This window comes from Geothrix sp. (assembly GCF_030219325.1).
Lineage (GTDB): Bacteria > Acidobacteriota > Holophagae > Holophagales > Holophagaceae > Geothrix.
Genome location: NZ_CP126625.1, coordinates 1055729 through 1071689 on the forward strand (window position 1 = coordinate 1055729; position 15961 = coordinate 1071689).

Sequence of the window (15961 nt, forward strand, 5' to 3'; positions counted from 1 at the left end):
AGCCTAGCAGGGCTGTTACCCTGGGGGACTTCCTCACGAGGCGACCATGAATCTCAAGTTCGAAGCCGTCAACCTTGCCCTCTGGCTGCATTTCATCACGGTGACCGTGGGAGGTGGCGCGGCCATCGTGACCCTGCTGCTCTCGGGTTTCGAAGAAGGCAAGGAGGACATCCAGGGTCTGGCCGCGACCATCTGGGCCAAGGTGGTCGCCTGGGCCTTCCGGCTGGCCCTCATCGCTGGCATCGCCCTGTTGGTCCTGATGATCCAGGGTGGCCAGAACCCCTTCAAGGCGGGCACCTACTTCCACATCAAGCTGGTCCTGGTCCTCATCCTGGTGGGTCTCTCCGAGATGACGCCCAAGGCCCTGGCCCAGGGCCGGCGGGGCTCCGCCCTGCTGGTGGTGGTCTTCTTCCTCGCCGCCTCCTTCACGGTCTTCAACAAGGGCCTGTTCCTGAGGCAGACCCCCAAGGCCGGGCCTGAGGTGCCGGTGACGGCCGCCACCACGCCCGCGGCCCGCTGACCCGTGCGCCATCTGCTGCTGGCCCTGGCGGAGACGGGACTCCTCGCGGGGTGGCCCCAGACGACCCCTGAGCGGACGGAACTCCGGCGGACCTCGACCGTGGCCGAGGTCCGGGGGTTCATGGAGGCCCTCCGGAAGCAGGTCCCGGGCCTGGAGCCCTACCAGCCCAAAGGCGCGCCCCGCGCCACGGAAACGGGAAAGCCCCTGCTGGCCTGGCGCCTGAAAGGGACCGGAAAGGACCCCCTGCGGGTCTACGTGAATGCCAACATCCATGCGGGCGAGGTGGAGGGCAAGGAGGCCATCCAGCAGGTCGTGCGCGAGCTGCTGCAGGGGCAGCATCCGGCCCTGCGGCGGAACCTGGACCTGGTGGTCATGCCGGCCTACAACGCCGATGGCACTGATGCCCTCGACCCGGCCATCCGCCCCTGGCAGCCCAATCCATCGGACAGCGGCGTGGGCCGGCGCGAGAACGCTCTTGGGCTCGATCTGAACCGCGACCTGATGAAGGCCGCCGCCCCCAACACCCGCTGGCTGCTGGCCATGCTCAACGACTTCGACCCGGCGGCGGTGCTGGATCTGCACACCACCAACGGCAGCACCCACGGCTTCCACCTCACGCACGGGCCCGCCTGCACCATGGGCGCGGACGAGGCGCTGCTCGCCTTCAACCGGAAGATGCTGGTGGAGGTCCGCGAGCAGCTGAAGACCGAGGGGATGCCCACCTACGACTACGGCAACTTCGTGCCCTACAAGCCCACGGCGGAGAAACCGCCGACAGCCTGGGAGACCTACGATGCCCACCCTCGCTTGCTCACCAACTACCCAGCGCTGCGCAACCGTCTGGCAGTGCTCTCGGAAAGCTATGTCTATCGCAGCTGGCCCGACCGCATCTCGGACACGCGCCGCTTCGTCCTGGCCTGCCTCGGCTGGATGGCGGGGCACCGGGAGGAGATCCGCCAGCAGGTCCGGCAGTCCCAGTCCCGCTGGGCCGAGGGCTGGCGTCGGGGGTCAGTGACGCTGCCCCTTTCGGCGAAGCTGAAGCAGGTGGAGCGCTACACCTTCGACTGGGTGGAGCCCATCCGTGACGACCAGGGCCGTCTGACCGGCGAAAAGGGTCGGACCCGCCTGGAACTTCCAAGCTTCGTGGGTTTCGAGGGGCAGGATTTCGTGGCGATCCCGGCAGGCTACCTGGTGGACCCCGCTTTCACTCCCACCGTGCTCCCGCTGCTTCGGGCCCATGGCCTGAAGGTGTTGAAGGGCAGTGCGAGGCCTCGAGGACTGACCGTTCTGCATTTCCTGGAGACCGGACGCAAGGTCTCCCCATCGGCCTACCAGGGTGTCTTCACGCTTGAGCTGCAGGGCGCCTGGAAGGCCGAGCCCACCCTGAAGAAGCTCCAGCTCACCTGGACTCCGACTGACCTGGATCACGCCCTCTACATTCCCCTGGACCAGCCCCTGGGCCGCCTGGCCTTCTACCTGCTGGACCCGCGCAGCACGGACAGCCTGGTGTTCTGGGGCGCCTTCCACAGCGCCCTCATCCGCGGCGACGGCATGTGGGGCGAGCCGCCGCGCTTTCCCATCCTGGCGGTGGGCCGGGAGGAGGCGGTTCCCATCGTGCCCTCTCTTCCGCCTGCGCCGAAGGCGCAGGAATAGCTCGGGGCGCCGTTAGGCGCCCCGAGCACTGAGGACTTGAGGACCGAAGACTAGTCCTCGGGCTCCTCGTAGTCTGCGTTGTGCCACACATTCTGCACGTCGTCGTTGTCCTCGAGCAGGTCCACCAGCTTGAGGAAGCTGGCGAGCTTGCTGCCTTCGAGGGCGGTGCTGGTGCTGGGATCCATGATGATCTTGGCTTCGATGACGGGCAGCTTGGCGGCGTCCACGGCATCCTTCACGGCCTGGTAGGACTCGGGGCTGGTCTTGATGACCCAGGCCTCGCCCTCGTTGATCACGTCATCGGCGCCGGCCTCCAGGGCCACTTCCATGATCTGGTCCTCGGAGACTTCGGGCTCCACCACGATCTGGCCCTGCTTGGCGAACAGGTAGGCCACCGAACCCATGGCGCCCAGCTCCCCGCCGAACTTGGTGAAGTAGCTGCGAACCTCGGGGGTGGTGCGGTTCTTGTTGTCCGTCATGGCCTCGACCAGGATGGCCACGCCGCCAGGGCCATAGGCTTCGTAGATCACTTCCTCGTAGGTCACGCCTTCGAGCTCGCCGGTGCCCTTCTTGATGGCGCGTTCCCAGTTGTCCTTGGGCATGTTGCTGCCCTTGGCCTGATCCACGGCCAGGCGGAGGCGCGGGTTGCTGGCCACGTCACCACCACCGAGGCGCGCGGCCACGGTGATTTCCTTGAGGATCTTCGTGAAGACCTTGCCGCGCTTGGCATCCGCGGCGCCCTTCTTGTGCTTGATGGTGGACCATTTGCTGTGGCCGGACATGGGGTGTGCTCCTTCAATCGTTCGTTTGGTCCCGTGCAGCAACCGCTCCGCGTTTGCTGAAAAGTGTAAAAGAGTCTTTTCAATGCTGCGGAATTCCGCAGGCAGGCCTCAACCTCGCAGCGCCCGGCGCGACACACGGGCGAAAGGCGGGGCCTCCTGGCGGATCATGGGGCGCTCCAGGAGGAACTGGTACCACTGCTCGCCGTAGACCTTCATCTTGAGCGCCTTGCCGTTCTGCAGCAGGTTGCGGTTGGTGATGAGGCGCTCGTCCCCCTTGCAGATGCCTAGGCCCCGGTTGAGGGTTTCGATGGCCTTGTCGCGTTCACCCATCTCCACCAGCACATAGGCATAGACGGCATAGAGCAGGCTTTCCTTCTTGCCAGTCTTGAGGGCCAGATCGAAGGTCTCCTTGGCTTTCCTCTTCTCGCCGCGCTTCCACTGCAGGATGCCCAGCATGGCCTTGGCGATGTAGTGCTGCATGGAGGCCGAAGCCAGCAAGGGCTCGGCCTCGTCGTTCTTCTTGCGAAGGTACTGGACCACGCCGATCTGGCCGTCGATGCTGCCCTTGACCAGGAACTGCCGCGAGGAGAACTTGTAGCCCTCCTGCATGGCTTCGATGGCCTTTTCGAACTGCTGCTTCTTCAGCAACTCGCCGGCTCGCGTGAAGATCTGCTCGAGCTCCTGCTGCACTTTCCGGCCCTGCCAGATGAAGAGGGCGGCACCGGCGATGAGGCCGAGGGGCAGGCTGATCCACAGCTTGATGCTCAGCAAGCTGGAGAGCAGGATCACGGCAAGGGCGGCGCCCAGGCCGAGCAGGAGGTTGATCACGGAGGCTCCGGATGGCACGGCCCGTAGCCGGGCCAAAGGGCCATTTTATCGGCCTTCGGGCCACTTTGCCATGCGGAGGTTCAGGATATGACGCCGCTCCGGGAGGGGCTCGGACGACGCCGGCGCACCAGACGCTTCACCGGAGTGGGAGTCGTGGCCTCCTTGCGGGGACGGCCTGGTCCGCGCTTGGGCAGCGGGTCCTTGACCGGTTTGAGGACTTTCTTGACCTTGACCTTCTTGTCCTTCTTGACGCGTTCCCTACGAACCAGGGCGGCCGCGGCCCGGCCGGTCACCACGACCCGGGAGCCATCCTTGAGCTTCTTCACCTTGCTGCCGGGCTTTCGGCCCCGCTTCAGGCTCATGGCCAGCGGTTCCTCGTCGAGGAGCTCGCGTTCCAGCTGGGCCTGCAGGGTCATCATCTCGCCGCGATCCATTTCATGGTCGTGGCCGCAGAGATGGAGGAAGCCGTGGATGACCAGCGTCTCGACCTCTCGCCTGCGGCTGACGCCGAATTTCTTGGCCATCTTCTCTGCGGTGGGCAGGCTGATGACGATGTCGCCGAGGTGTGGAAAGGCACCTTTTTCAGCACTGGACGGGAAGCTGAGCACATCAGTCGTCATGTTTTTCCCGCGATGCTCACGGTTGAGTTTTCTCATGCCGCGATCGTCGACATAAGTCAGAGAGATCCCCTGTGCTTCCGGCGCGAGACGATCACGCAGGTCATGGAGCAGTTTGCCGAGGGACTGCTCACCTGGCCCGCGCATTTTGCTGCGGCTTGACCAGTCGATCATGAAAGGGGGTCGGGTCTGAGTCATGGCCTTTTCCTTTCGTAAGATCAATCAAAGGGCAATCATCCTGCATCGATTTGAAGCTTTCGTCAACATCCCATTTCTAGATGCAGGAATTAGATCGATGTTGGCAATGGATATTCTAGAAAAAATCCGCAGGCATTTCCATTTAAAACGACATCAAAATATTGCAGTTAAAAGACAAGTGAGCATCACCAATGAAATACAAGTTTTCGGTCCCCTCCCCTGGCATGCTTTGGGGATGGAGCTTCGTCTACCTTCCGAACTCAATGCCCCCCTCGGCCGGTTCCTGGTCCTGCTGGATAAGTGGAACCGCACCCACGCCCTGACGGCACTGCCGCCGGGGGAGCGGCGGGAGGAGCTCCTGCTGGATGCGGCGGCGCTGCTCCCCTCCCTGGCCCCCCTGCCGGCTGGCGCCAAGGTGGCCGATCTCGGCACGGGCATGGGGTGTCCCGCTGTGGTGCTGGCCCTGGCCCGGCCGGACCTGCAGGTGCTGGGCGTGGACGCTTCGACCAAGAAGCTGGCCTTCCTGAGGCAGGTGGCCATGGAATTGCCGGTGCCCAACCTGAAGGCGGTCCATGGGCGCCTGGAGGATCTTCCGGACCTCGATGCGGACTGGGGCACGGCCAAGGCCCTCGCCCCCCTGGGGTCCCTGGTGGCCTGGTGGGAGCGGCACGGGAAGCCGGAGGCCCCCTTCTTCGCCCTGAAGGGACCGGACTGGGAGGCCGAGCCCATGCCTGGCGGCTGGATCGCCACCCCGCATCCCTATGCGCTGCCCACCCGAGGAAGGCGGGTCATGGTCGAGATTCGCCGAGACCCGGGCGGAGGCTAGGGTCAAAAAAGGCCCCCGGGTGGGGGCCTTTGCGGTTTTCGAGACAGGCCTCAGGGAGTGATGGTGTCAGCGGTGAGGATTTCCTCGGTGGAGCGGAGCACGCGGCAGGTGACGGTCTGGGCATCCGCCCGGACCACGAGGACCTGCCCGAGGTAATGGGTGGTGGTTTCCGTGGGGGGCTTCTTCTCGGTCCCCGAGCCCACCGGGAACGTCCGGACCCGGACGGCGAGGAGCACATCACCCACCTTCAAGCCGTCATTGGCGCCTTTATCAATGATGATCATGTCGCCGCCGGCGGAGTGCAGCTTGTCATCCCGGGAATAGACGACGACGCCGGCATTGGGTGCGGTCTTGACCGGCTCGCCGGTGTCGGTGCGCAGCTGCAGTGGGATATTGGCGGGTTCCACGAACTTCACCAACCGGTCCCCGATCTCGACGGTGTCCAGGGAGCGCTCAATCACCGCGACGGATCCCTTCGACTGGGCCGTGATCACCCGGACCACGCCGACCTGCTTGATGACGTCCCCCAGGTTCTTCTTGGGGAGGGTGGGATGCATCAGCTTCCGGGCCACGGTCTTGAGGACCAGAAAACGATCCCCGACCTTGAGGCCCTGGTCGACACCGCCGTTCAGGTAGACCACCTCGCCCTCAGCCAGGTATTGACGGTCCGCCCGCTTGTTGGAGGTGATGGTGTAGGCGCCCTGGCCCTTGTAGTGGGCTTCGGCGCCCTCGGGGGCGACGTAGGGGAGCTGGATGAAGTCCTGGAAGGTGAAGCCCATTTCCGGGCGACGGACCGAACTGGGGTCAGCACGGCGCTGATCCGGCTGCAGGTTGGCGACGGCATCCGGCACGGAGCCGGCGGTGGCCACGGCCCGGGCCAAGTCGATGATCAGGGGGTCGCCGGGATAGATCCAGTGCGGGTCCTTGATCCACTGGTTCAGCTCCCAGATCTGCGGCCAGGCATAGGGGTTGCCCAGGTATTTTCCGGCGAGATCCCAGAGGGTGTCGCCCTTCTGGACCATGTGGGTCTTGGAGCCTTCAGGGATCTTGAGCTCCTTGGGATAATCCCACTTCGAGGTGTGGGCCTCGACCTTGATGGCATCTCCGGGGGCCGCCTCCTGGGCGCTCAGGCCGGTAACCGTGAACGCGAGGGCCGCGAGTAGGCAGGACGTCACCGGAAGGGAACGCATCCGGCCGGCATGCAGGCAAGTGGGCTGGTGCATCAGGAACCCCCAGTTAGGATTGGACAGCGCTGATTATAGGTCTTCGACGCGGATCATATCTGAAAATAATGACAGTCGGTTGCGAACTTCGTCCTGGCTGATCTGCTCGAGGCGTTCGGTGGAGAACTGCTCCACGGTGAAACTGGCCATCACCGAACCGACCAGGGCGGCATGCTTCAAGGCGGTCACATCGGTGCGCTCGATCCATGCGAGGTAGCCCAGGAAACCGCCGGCGAAGGTATCACCGGCTCCGGTGGGATCGAAAACGTTCTCCAGGGGATAGGCCGGCGCCGCGAAGATGCCGGTGGGGGTGAACAGGGCCACCCCGTATTCGCCGCGCTTGACGACGAGGATCCTGGGGCCGAGGGCCTGGATCTTCCGGTAGGCCTTGATGAGGCTGTGCTCCTGGGTCAGCTCGCGCACCTCGGCATCGTTCACCAGGAGGATGTCCACTTCCTTGAGGACCGCATCGAGGGCCGGCCGGGCCCCCCGGATCCAGTAGTTCATGGTGTCCAGCGCGATCCAATTGGGTCGGGTGGTCATCTGGCGGACCACGTCCAGCTGGAGCACGGGGTCGATGTTGCCCAGGAAGAGGTACTTGGATTCGCGGTAGCTGGGGGGGAGGTCGGGCCGGAAATTGGCGAAGACGTTCAGATCGGTGGCGATCGTCCTGGCCTCGTTGAGGTCGTAGCCGTAGGCCCCTTTCCAGTGGAAGCTGAGCCCCTTCACGCGGGAGAGGCCGGCGAGGTCGATGGGGCGCCGATCGAAGACCCGCATCTGGTCAGGCCCGAAGTCCTCGCCCACCACGGCCACGATCCGGACCGGGTGGAACCGGCTCGCGCTCAGGGAGAAGTAAGTGGCCGAACCACCCAGGGCATGCTCCCGCTGACCGAAGGGGGTTTCCAGGTCATCGAAGGCCACGCTTCCAACCACCAGCAGGCTCATGTTCAGGACTCCTTGCGAGGTTCAGGTCTGGGCGGGCGGTGGCCCGAGGTACAGGAGCCAAGCCTGGGTGCCACCCATGGGGACGGGGGCCTGGGCATAGCGGGCGACCATGGGGGCCTCCCCGGAGGCCAGCAGGCTCAGGAGCCCATCATGGAGGGCCTGCTCCGGGCCCAGGGTGACCTGGAGGCTGCGCCAGCCGAGGACCATGCCATCGCCCAGACGGTCTTTGAGCCGCTCCATCGCATCCGAGACAGAGTGCCCCCGGAGGTCCAGGGAGCCGTCCACGTCGATGGCCATGCCCGCCGCCAGCTGGAAGCGCAGGGGCATGACCGGCGGAAGCAGAGCCTCCGGTCCGGTCGGGGTGGGCTCGGGCTTCACCGTTTCGATGATGGGTGAAGGGAGGAGTGCCACGGGCTCGGGTGGTGCGGGAGCCTGGGCGCGGGTGGGGATCGGTGCGGGAGGGGGGGCCAAGCGGCTTTTCTCGAGCGGTTTGAGACCCTTCAGATCCTTGAGGGCCTCCTGGAACGTCTCAGGAGCAGCCTGGGGCTGGACTGTCGCAGGGACTGGCGTGCTGGCCTCAACTGGCGTGCCCGCCGGACGCGAAGCCGCGGGCTTCAACCCCATGGCGGAAAGGAAGACCGCATCCTCGTCGTCCAGGGCGGCCGGCCCCTGGGGCCTCAAGGCCGCCTTCGGCAGGGCCTTCGGAGGCGCCATGGGGGCTTCCGGGCCAAGTTGCTGCTTCAGTTTCGCCAGATCCTGCTTCCAGGCCATGAACCATCCTCGTCCTGATCAGAGTAGGCCATCCAGCGCGTTGCCCAAAGCCCGCCGTTGCAATCCCGCCACGGTCCGAGGCAAAACGCCGCGAGGATCGGCGGGCCTCAACCATGACTCCTCCCCGGACATCCAAGCATTGACGCCCTTCGGCGTAACCTGGCACATCCTTCGCTCGTATCTTTCCTGTCCCCCCTGGAGGTCCCATGCGCCGCGCCGCATCCCTGCTCATGCTCCCGCTGATCCTGGCATCCGGATCCGCCCTGAAGGCCCAGAGCCCGCACGTCGGGTTCAGCCTCAACCTGGTGTTCCCGACCGGGGATTTCGCGAGCAAGTCCTATCCCGCCTTCCTGGACCAGAGCGGCAACTTGCTCTCCCCCGCCAGCAAGGAGACCTATGACGTAGGCCTGGGTGGCAGCTTCACCGTCAGCTTCCCCGTGGATCGGAACCTCGCCATCCGTTTGAACCTCAGCGGCTCGTCCGAGAATGGCACCAACCGGGCGCCGGGCTATTCCACCATCAACCTCCGCCATTCCCAGTTCAATCTTGGCGGCGACCTGCAGATCTTCCCCCAGGGCACGGCCTTTCGCCACCGCGGCCTCTACTTCGTGGCCGGGCTTTCGGCGGACTTCGAGCAGTTCGACCGAAGTTTCGGTGACCTGAATTCGAACTACTACTACAACGACTACAATGTCGACACAACCCGCAAGAGCCGACTGGGCGGCTCGCTGGGCATCGGCCACAGCTTCGGCTACGACGCCGGGATGCGCTTCACCATGGAGGCCACCTTCCATAAGACCCTCACAAGTCACGATGTGACCGCGGGGGATCCCCCCAGCACCGATTTCGTGAAGCTGGGCTTCGGATTCGTCTTCTAGTGACGAGCCCACCATGGAAACGGCCCCGTGAGGGGCCGTTTCCATTTGGGGAGGAATGTCACGCCTTCTTGGGGGCCGGTTTCTTTTTCTTCTTGGGCTTGGCTGGTTCGGGTTCTTCCTCCTTGCCCAGGAGCCCGTTCACGAGCCGGGTGACATCCTTGTTGGCGGGATCGAGCTTCTGGAGCCGGCGGGCATAGGTGAGGCGCTCCGTCCTGGGGCGCGCGTCATCGGCTTTCACCTGCTCCAGCTTGCCTGCCACGAAGGGTGCGGTGCCTCCCGCTTCGGCCATCTCAGCCTTCTCCGCAGCCAGGAAGGCCTGCCAATCCGCAGCCGTCTTGGCGGTGGTCTCCTTGGCCTGGCGCAGCCTGGCCAAGATCCCCTCGATGTCCTTCAGGGCCCGTTCACTGTGCGTGATGGCCGCCTGCTGTTCGTCCATGAAGATCTTCAGTTGCTGCCGGAGCTTCATCTGCTCCTGAGACAGGCCGGGGGCCTCGTCGAGCTCCTTGAGGCGGGGTGCCTGCTTGGCCATGGCACTCCGGCACTCCGTCAGCTTCAGCTCATGCTCCATCCGGGTCTTGGCGAGAAAGGGTTCCGCGGTGGTGAGGTTCTCCTCGGCCGCCGACTGGGCCTTCTGGAAGTGGATGACCGCATCCTCCCAGCTGCCTTCGGAGAGGCATGCCCGGGCCGCCAGGCCCCGCAGGGCCACGAGGGCATGCATGTCGTTGTAGTCGGAGGGATTGACGGTGAGCCCCTCACGGCCGAGCAGGGCCTCGACGCCCTTCCTCACCGTGGCGGCCTCGCCGCGTTCCAGCTGGACCTCCCAGGGACCACGGACCTCCTTGAAGCGGTCGGTGAGGCTCTGGGCGCCCAGGTTCGAGGCCAGGGCGCAGGCGAGCAGAAATCCGAAGCGGGTCATGGTCGCTCCCCAATAGATCACGGGCTGGGATGGGCTACTTCTTCTTCGAGCCGCTCTTCTTCGCGGGCTTGGCCTCCTTCTCGAAGGCCTCCTTGCCGGCCTTCAGGTTGTCGAGGGCCTTCTGGGCGCCGGCGTTGCCGGGATCCAGCACCAGCAGCCGGTTCAGGAAGGCGGCCTGGTTCTGGGGCGTGCCCAGTTTGGTGACGTTCTCGGGGGCGCGCAGGACGGCATCCACCCAGTTCTTCCTGCCGACGAGCTTCACCTTCTGCATCACCTGCTTGGTGTTGAAGGCGGTGATCTCGTCGTTCTGGTCGGTCACGGCCTTCTTTGCCTTGGCGATTGCCTCATCGGCGGCCTTGACCATGCCTTCGACCTCCTTGCGGTTGTCGCTCAGGGTCTTGGTGACCTTGGGGACGTTCGCCAGGTTCTGTTTGTGGACCGGCAAGGCGGCCGAGATCTGGGCCAGCTCCTGGTCATCGAGCTGGATCTGCGCCCCCCTCGCGTTGAATTCGTCGGCCTCCTTCTTGGAGAGCTTCTTCTTGCTGGTCTTGATCTCCTCGAGCTCGGCCTTGAAGGCCGCAATCTTGGCTTCCAGCTCCTGTTTCCGCGGCTCATTCTTGGCGACGTAGTCCCCGGAGTCCTGCGCCACCTTCTTCCACTGGGCGGCGATGGGGGCCTGGGCCTTCTCGAGATCCCCAATGATGGCCCGGGCCTGCTGGGCCCGCTTCTCCTGGATCTCCAGGGCCTTCTCCCACTGGCCCGCCTCGGAGGCGACGTTGGCATGGAGGCGATACAGGTACATCAGGCCCTGGGCATTGTTCAGGCTCTGGCCCATGGCCTTGGGGCTGGACACGTCAAAGGCTGGCCGCTCGGCGGGAACCAGGCTCTGGACCTTGGCCAGGGCCTCCTGGGTCTTGAGCTCCTTGAGCATCTGATTGATGCCGGGAAGCTCGGCATTGAAAAGCTGGGCGAGATCCGTGCTGTTGGGAACCTGGGCGACCAGGGCCACCGCGGGAAAGAGCAGGAAGGGCATCGGGCGCATGGGCACTCCAGGAAAGTCCAGGTCCCAGGGTAGCGAAAAGCTCGTCCAGGGGCGCTCTTCATCGCCAACTTGTGACGGGTCAGGCCTCCGTCCGCTTCTCTTCGAGCGCCAGCCACTCAAGTTCCAGCGTCCCGAGTTGGGCCTGGGCCGCTTCGCGGTCCTTCAGGGCCTGATGGCCTGGGCTATCGGACCGGAGGAAGGCGGTGGAATCGGCCAGGGTGTCGTCGAGGCCGGTTAGGCGTGCATGGAGGACCTCTAGGGCCGCCTCCACCTCGGCCAGCCGGCGCTGCTCCTTCTGGGAGAGGCCGGGTTTCTTCGGCCTGGCCCCGTCGACGCGCGCGGCGGGACGGGAGGTCTCGGCTTTCGCCGACACCTGGGCCGCGGCCCGCGCCTCCCGCAGGCTGCGCACGGTCGTGGGAGGCCCCTCGTAGAGCTCCCAGCGGGGGGAGCCCTCTGCGTTCCAGGCCAGGGTGTGGGTGGCCACCTGGTCCAGGAAGAAGCGGTCGTGGCTCACCAGGACGAGGGTTCCGTCATAGCCGATGAGCGCTTCCTCCAGGTTCTGGAGCGTCGGGATGTCCAGGTCGTTGGTGGGCTCGTCCAGCACCAGCAGGTCGGCCGGGTTCAACATGGCCTTGGCCAGCAGGAGCCTGTTGCGCTCGCCGCCGCTGAGGCTCGAGGCGGGGCGAGCCTGCTGGTCCACGGGGAAGCCGAAGCGCGTGAGGTAGACGTGGGCCAGCACGGTGCCGTTGCCGGTGTCCACGATGGCGGCGCGATCCGCGAGGTTGTCGAGGATGCTCCGGGCGCCGTCCAGCTCGCCGCGTCCCTGGGAGATGGCCGTGACCGCGAACTTCGGGTGGCGGACCACCTCTCCGGCGGTCGGGGCGAGCTCGCCCAGCAGCACCTTGAGGAGCGTGGATTTGCCGCACCCGTTCGGGCCGAGCAGGGCGATGCGCATGCCCCGCTGGAGACCGAGATCCAGGCCGCCGAGCAGCTCCGCACCGCCAGGGTACGCGAAGCGGATCCCTTCGGCGCGGATCAGGGCGTCGCTGCGGTTGTCCCCCTTCGCGAAGGTCAGGCCCTGCCGGATGTCCACCCGGGTCCGGTCCTCCACCGTGCCCTTGAGATCCAGCACCTCCTGGATGCGGAGCTTTGATTTGCGGGTCCGGGCCTTGGCGCCGCGGCGCAGCCAGGCCATCTCGCGACGCAGGCGGTTCTGCATGTGCTCGGTGAGCCGGGCCTCGCGGAACTCGCGGTCGGATTTCTCCAGCAGGTAGTCGCTGTAGCCGCCTTCATAGCTGCGCAGCGCGCCATCCTCCAGCTCCAGCATCCGCGTCGCCACGGCATCCAGCAGGTGGCGATCGTGGGTGATGAGGAGCAGGGCGCCCTCGTAGGCCTGCAGCCAGGCTTCGAGCCGCTCCACCTGCTCGGGGTCGAGGTGGTTGGTGGGCTCGTCGAGGACGAGCACGTCCGGCTCTTTGAGCCAGGCCTGGGCCAGCGCCACGCGCTTGCGCCAGCCGCCGGACAGGGATTCCACTTCCGCGTCCAGGTCCGTCAGGCCCCAGACCGTGGCCGCCGCCTTCAGCCTTGGCGTCAGGTCCCAGCCCCAGTGGTCGAGGAGATGCTCGATGGTTTGCAGTTCGTCAAAGAATCGGGCCTCGGCCGCGGCCTCCGATCCGTGGAGCCGGTCGTGGATCTCCTGGTGCCTGGCCAGCAGGACGGCATGGTCGGCCAGGGCCGCCTCCAGCGCCTGGCGGATGCTGGCCCCGGGTGCGAAATGGGGCTCCTGGCTGAGGCGGGCGATGCGCAGTCCCTGCGTGATCACCACCTCGCCGGAGTCGGCAGTCTCATCCCCGGTCAGCAGCCGGAACAGCGTGCTCTTCCCCGCGCCATTGCGGCCGATGAGGCCGACCTTCTCACTCTGAAAGAGACCGAAACTCAATCTGTCTAGAATGGCTGTTGCGCCATATCGTTTCGTGACATTGATCAAACTCAGGGCGATGGACGGCAAGAATGGCTCCTCGGACCTTCCAGAATCCCATGGATGGGTTGATCCTTGCCCCCAAAGTATTCCGAGGCGCCCATGTCCCTACAGGAAGAACTCCAGATGTCCAAACTCCCCGCCCCGGGGGTTCAGCTCATGCTCCAGCTGATGCTGACCCGCGAGGCCGTGGTTCGCGTGCAGGAGCGGCTGTTCGAAGCCCATGGGCTGACCATCCAGCAGTACAACGTGCTCCGCATCGTGCGTGGCGGTCCCACCAAGGGGCACCCCATCTACGAGATCGAGCGGCGCATGATCTACCGCTTCGCCAACGTCACGCGCCTCGTCGATCGTCTCGAGCTGCAGGGCCTGCTGAAGCGGGTGGCGGATCCCAAGGACCGCCGGGTGAGCCGCGTGGTCATCACACCGAAGGGGCGGCGCCTCATGGAACGGCTCGACGAGCCGGTCCAGGAGATGGCGATCCGGCTCACCAGCTGCTGCGATGAGGCAGAGTGCCTGAACATGGCCGACCGTCTGGAGCGCCTCCGCGAGCACTGCACCCTGCAGGAGGGGGCTCAGGACGAACTGGTCGGAGCCGCCAACTGATCCAGCAGGTCATAGGCTTCGGATTCGGATACGCCCTCCAGCTGTAGCCAGCGGCCCTCGCCGAGGTCCATGCAGAGCAGGCGGCTTCCTGGGAGCCACCATGCCTGTCTGCGGCTCCGGGCCCCGGCCATGCGGACGGCACCCTTCAGCTGGGCCTCGCCGGGGCGGATGACGGCCTGGATCCGCCATGGCCCTGCCGTGCCAGCCCGCAGGCGAAGCAGGCCCCCCTCACTCTCCCAGCGTCCTTTCGGAAGGCGGAGCAGGATTCCCGCAGGACCGGAAACCGCATCCCCGCGGACGGAAAGGGGCGTGCCCTGTTCTGGAACCCAGCGCACACCGGAGAGCGCGGTGGCGGCCGTATCCCAGCCGACGCCTCCCAGGTCCGCCAGATCCGTGTCACCCAGCTTGATGCGCAGGGCGGAGGCGGGCGCCTGGTCGAAGGTGGGATCGATGGGCACCCAGCGATCCTGCAGGCGCACCTCCACCCAGAAATGCAGCCCGAGGAGTTCCCCGAGCCCCACCCATCCGGTGACGCCCCGGGCCGGCACCCCGAGACGCCGGAGCAGCGCGACGGCCAGGACGCCGTGTTCGGTGCAGTCCCCTCGGGGCCGGTGGCAGACCTCCAGGGCAGAGGCGAACCCCACAGAGAAATCCTTGTCAGTGATCCACTCGAACACGAAGGTGTTCACTTGGCGGGCCAGTTCCCAGCGTGACAGGCCTGCCGGAAGCGCCATGCGGCGGATCAGTCCGTCGAAGGCCTGATCGTGGAAGGGGACGAGGGGGCTGGAGGCGAGGTAGCGGGCCTCCTCCGGGGCAGGCCCCCCCTTGACGGGCGGCTGGGCGGCTTCCACCGCCGAAGGCAGAGGCGCCCGACGCAAGCGCCACCGCCCTCCGGATTGTCTGGACTGCTGGCCATCTTCCGGCAGATCCAGGAGGGCTCCCTCGGCGCGCAGGATCCACTCCGGGACCCAGGGTTGGAAGGGGTGGGGCGGAAGCCTCTGGAGCGTCCGTTCGAAGACCCCTCCTGCGGAGGGCTGGATCGAGGTCGGCGGGGGCAGTTCGGAACGCTGGGTGAGCACCTCCACACCGCCCAGTTCCGTGCGGTGCCGGACTTCCCCCGCCGTGGGGGAGATCCAGACCTCCACGGCCGTGGTGACCGGGCCTTCGCTCTCCTGCCCCGTGAACCGGACCGCATCCGGGAACCCCGCCAGCGGGGTCGCCCCCTGGGGCTCCAGCTGCAGGGTGTTCCATTGCTGGATCGGGAACGAGAAGGTGATGGCCCGGACGGGGCGCCCCAGCCGCGCAGCCTCCTTGAGACGCGCCTCCAGGTCTCCTGGCCAGAGCAGGGCCCCCTCGGGCACCTCTTTCTGGAGGGCTGGTCCGTGAGTGGGTCGGATGGACAGCAGACCGGGCGTGCGGGGAGACCACTCGGCCCGGCCCTCGAAGGGCTCGGCGGAAAGCTGCAGCCGCCAGGAGAAGGTCAGCGCCCCGTCCGACTCCCGGCGGGCCGTCTGCATGACCTCCTGGCGGATCTCCTGCCCCAGGCGGGACAGCACGATCCACTGCCGGTCCCGCACTTCCTCGGTTGCGCCGTCCCGTCTCGTCGCGTGGGTGGCGCCGCCGACCTCCTGCCCGCCCATCCACTGGCGGAAAGCCCGGGATGGGTCCTCCTGGCTGAGCAGACACAGGCATGAGAGGACCAGCAGGAAAAGGGGGGATGCGCGCATCCCCCCAGTCTATCGAGGCGGTCAGCCGGCCCGCTCGCGCATCCGCTCCCGGGCCATGCCCCGCAGCTCCGCGGCCTTCTCCCGCTGTTCGGGTGTCAGCACGGCCTGCACCTCCTGCCGGACTGCCCGCCGGGCCAGCATCATCCCGAACCGAGCGGCGGAGGCGGTGTCATACAGGGCGCGCAGCTGGGCCTCCGGAGTGGCCGCATTCCGCAGGGCGGCCCGCAGCGAGACCTGGGCCTGCCGGGCTGCGTCCCGCTTGAGGAGGAGGTCGGGGCGGTGCTTCTCGCGGATGGATCGGATGCTCGTCCGCTGCGCATCGCTCAGGTTCAGCGCCTGGGCGATCCGCCCGGGACGCTGCCCACGGCTGGTCTCCGGCTGGGCCGCCAGGGGAAGGGCCGCGAGGGCCAGGACCACGGTGGACCAAAGCAGGGGTTTCATGGGCAGCTCC

The 15961-nt window shown here is 66.2% G+C and carries 16 protein-coding genes; 5 read left to right on the top strand and 11 right to left on the bottom strand.

Annotated features, from left to right (window positions below):
• Positions 1-46 precede the first annotated feature (46 nt).
• Positions 47-520 (top strand): hypothetical protein, encoded by a 474-nt coding sequence (locus QOZ81_RS04650; protein ID WP_291200871.1) that lies wholly within the window; start codon positions 47-49, stop codon positions 518-520.
• Between the two features lie 3 nt (positions 521-523).
• Positions 524-2173 carry a M14 family zinc carboxypeptidase gene (locus QOZ81_RS04655; RefSeq protein ID WP_291200868.1) on the top strand — a complete coding sequence of 550 codons (1650 nt, stop codon included), beginning with the start codon at positions 524-526 and terminating at the stop codon, positions 2171-2173.
• 50 nt (positions 2174-2223) lie between these two features.
• Here QOZ81_RS04655 and QOZ81_RS04660 read toward each other — a convergent pair whose 3' ends face one another.
• The 3 genes from QOZ81_RS04660 to ybeY all read right to left on the bottom strand — a co-directional run bounded on the left by QOZ81_RS04660 (position 2224) and on the right by ybeY (position 4598).
• The gene (locus tag QOZ81_RS04660; RefSeq protein ID WP_291200865.1) at positions 2224-2955 is read right to left on the bottom strand and encodes a YebC/PmpR family DNA-binding transcriptional regulator; all 732 of its coding nucleotides are present in this window, start codon (positions 2953-2955) and stop codon (positions 2224-2226) included.
• Positions 2956-3063: 108 nt separating this feature from the next.
• Complete coding sequence (locus QOZ81_RS04665) at positions 3064-3783, bottom strand: hypothetical protein (RefSeq protein WP_291200861.1); 720 nt, start codon at positions 3781-3783, stop codon at positions 3064-3066.
• Positions 3784-3863: 80 nt separating this feature from the next.
• Entirely contained in the window at positions 3864-4598 is a 735-nt protein-coding gene (gene ybeY, locus QOZ81_RS04670; RefSeq protein WP_291200858.1) for an rRNA maturation RNase YbeY, read from the bottom strand.
• Between the two features lie 235 nt (positions 4599-4833).
• Here ybeY and QOZ81_RS04675 point away from each other — a divergent pair, with 235 nt between their 5' ends.
• On the top strand, positions 4834-5424 hold the full coding sequence (locus tag QOZ81_RS04675) for a 16S rRNA (guanine(527)-N(7))-methyltransferase RsmG (protein ID WP_291200853.1): 591 nt from the start codon (positions 4834-4836) through the stop codon (positions 5422-5424).
• A gap of 50 nt (positions 5425-5474) precedes the next feature.
• On the opposite strand, the gene QOZ81_RS04680 is transcribed toward QOZ81_RS04675, so the two are convergent.
• From QOZ81_RS04680 to QOZ81_RS04690, 3 genes are read right to left on the bottom strand one after another with little or no spacing between them, the layout of a single operon-like run.
• Positions 5475-6647: a LysM peptidoglycan-binding domain-containing protein gene (locus QOZ81_RS04680; RefSeq protein ID WP_291200851.1), complete on the bottom strand. Its 1173-nt coding sequence runs from the start codon at positions 6645-6647 to the stop codon at positions 5475-5477.
• A 33-nt stretch (positions 6648-6680) separates the two neighbouring features.
• Positions 6681-7592, bottom strand: a complete 912-nt coding sequence (locus tag QOZ81_RS04685; protein WP_291200848.1) for a PfkB family carbohydrate kinase — start codon at positions 7590-7592, stop codon at positions 6681-6683.
• 21 nt (positions 7593-7613) lie between these two features.
• Positions 7614-8363 (bottom strand): hypothetical protein, encoded by a 750-nt coding sequence (locus tag QOZ81_RS04690; protein ID WP_291200845.1) that lies wholly within the window; start codon positions 8361-8363, stop codon positions 7614-7616.
• A 206-nt stretch (positions 8364-8569) separates the two neighbouring features.
• Here QOZ81_RS04690 and QOZ81_RS04695 point away from each other — a divergent pair, with 206 nt between their 5' ends.
• Positions 8570-9241 carry a hypothetical protein gene (locus tag QOZ81_RS04695; RefSeq protein ID WP_291200842.1) on the top strand — a complete coding sequence of 224 codons (672 nt, stop codon included), beginning with the start codon at positions 8570-8572 and terminating at the stop codon, positions 9239-9241.
• Positions 9242-9299: 58 nt separating this feature from the next.
• Here the strand turns inward: QOZ81_RS04695 and QOZ81_RS04700 are convergent, their stop codons facing one another.
• The 3 genes from QOZ81_RS04700 to QOZ81_RS04710 all read right to left on the bottom strand — a co-directional run bounded on the left by QOZ81_RS04700 (position 9300) and on the right by QOZ81_RS04710 (position 13138).
• The gene (locus QOZ81_RS04700) at positions 9300-10157 is read right to left on the bottom strand and encodes a hypothetical protein (protein WP_291200839.1); all 858 of its coding nucleotides are present in this window, start codon (positions 10155-10157) and stop codon (positions 9300-9302) included.
• 34 nt (positions 10158-10191) lie between these two features.
• Positions 10192-11199 carry a hypothetical protein gene (locus QOZ81_RS04705; RefSeq protein ID WP_291200835.1) on the bottom strand — a complete coding sequence of 336 codons (1008 nt, stop codon included), beginning with the start codon at positions 11197-11199 and terminating at the stop codon, positions 10192-10194.
• Positions 11200-11278: 79 nt separating this feature from the next.
• Complete coding sequence (locus QOZ81_RS04710) at positions 11279-13138, bottom strand: ABC-F family ATP-binding cassette domain-containing protein (RefSeq protein WP_291200833.1); 1860 nt, start codon at positions 13136-13138, stop codon at positions 11279-11281.
• 165 nt (positions 13139-13303) lie between these two features.
• On the opposite strand from QOZ81_RS04710, the gene QOZ81_RS04715 reads away from it, so the two are divergent.
• A complete protein-coding gene (locus QOZ81_RS04715; protein ID WP_291200831.1) occupies positions 13304-13783 on the top strand; it encodes a MarR family winged helix-turn-helix transcriptional regulator in 480 nt (159 codons plus the stop codon).
• On the opposite strand, the gene QOZ81_RS04720 is transcribed toward QOZ81_RS04715, so the two are convergent.
• Entirely contained in the window at positions 13753-15510 is a 1758-nt protein-coding gene (locus tag QOZ81_RS04720) for a transglutaminase-like domain-containing protein (protein ID WP_291200828.1), read from the bottom strand. The genes QOZ81_RS04715 and QOZ81_RS04720 overlap by 31 nt on opposite strands.
• A gap of 21 nt (positions 15511-15531) precedes the next feature.
• Entirely contained in the window at positions 15532-15951 is a 420-nt protein-coding gene (locus QOZ81_RS04725; protein ID WP_291200825.1) for a Spy/CpxP family protein refolding chaperone, read from the bottom strand.
• Positions 15952-15961 lie beyond the last annotated feature (10 nt).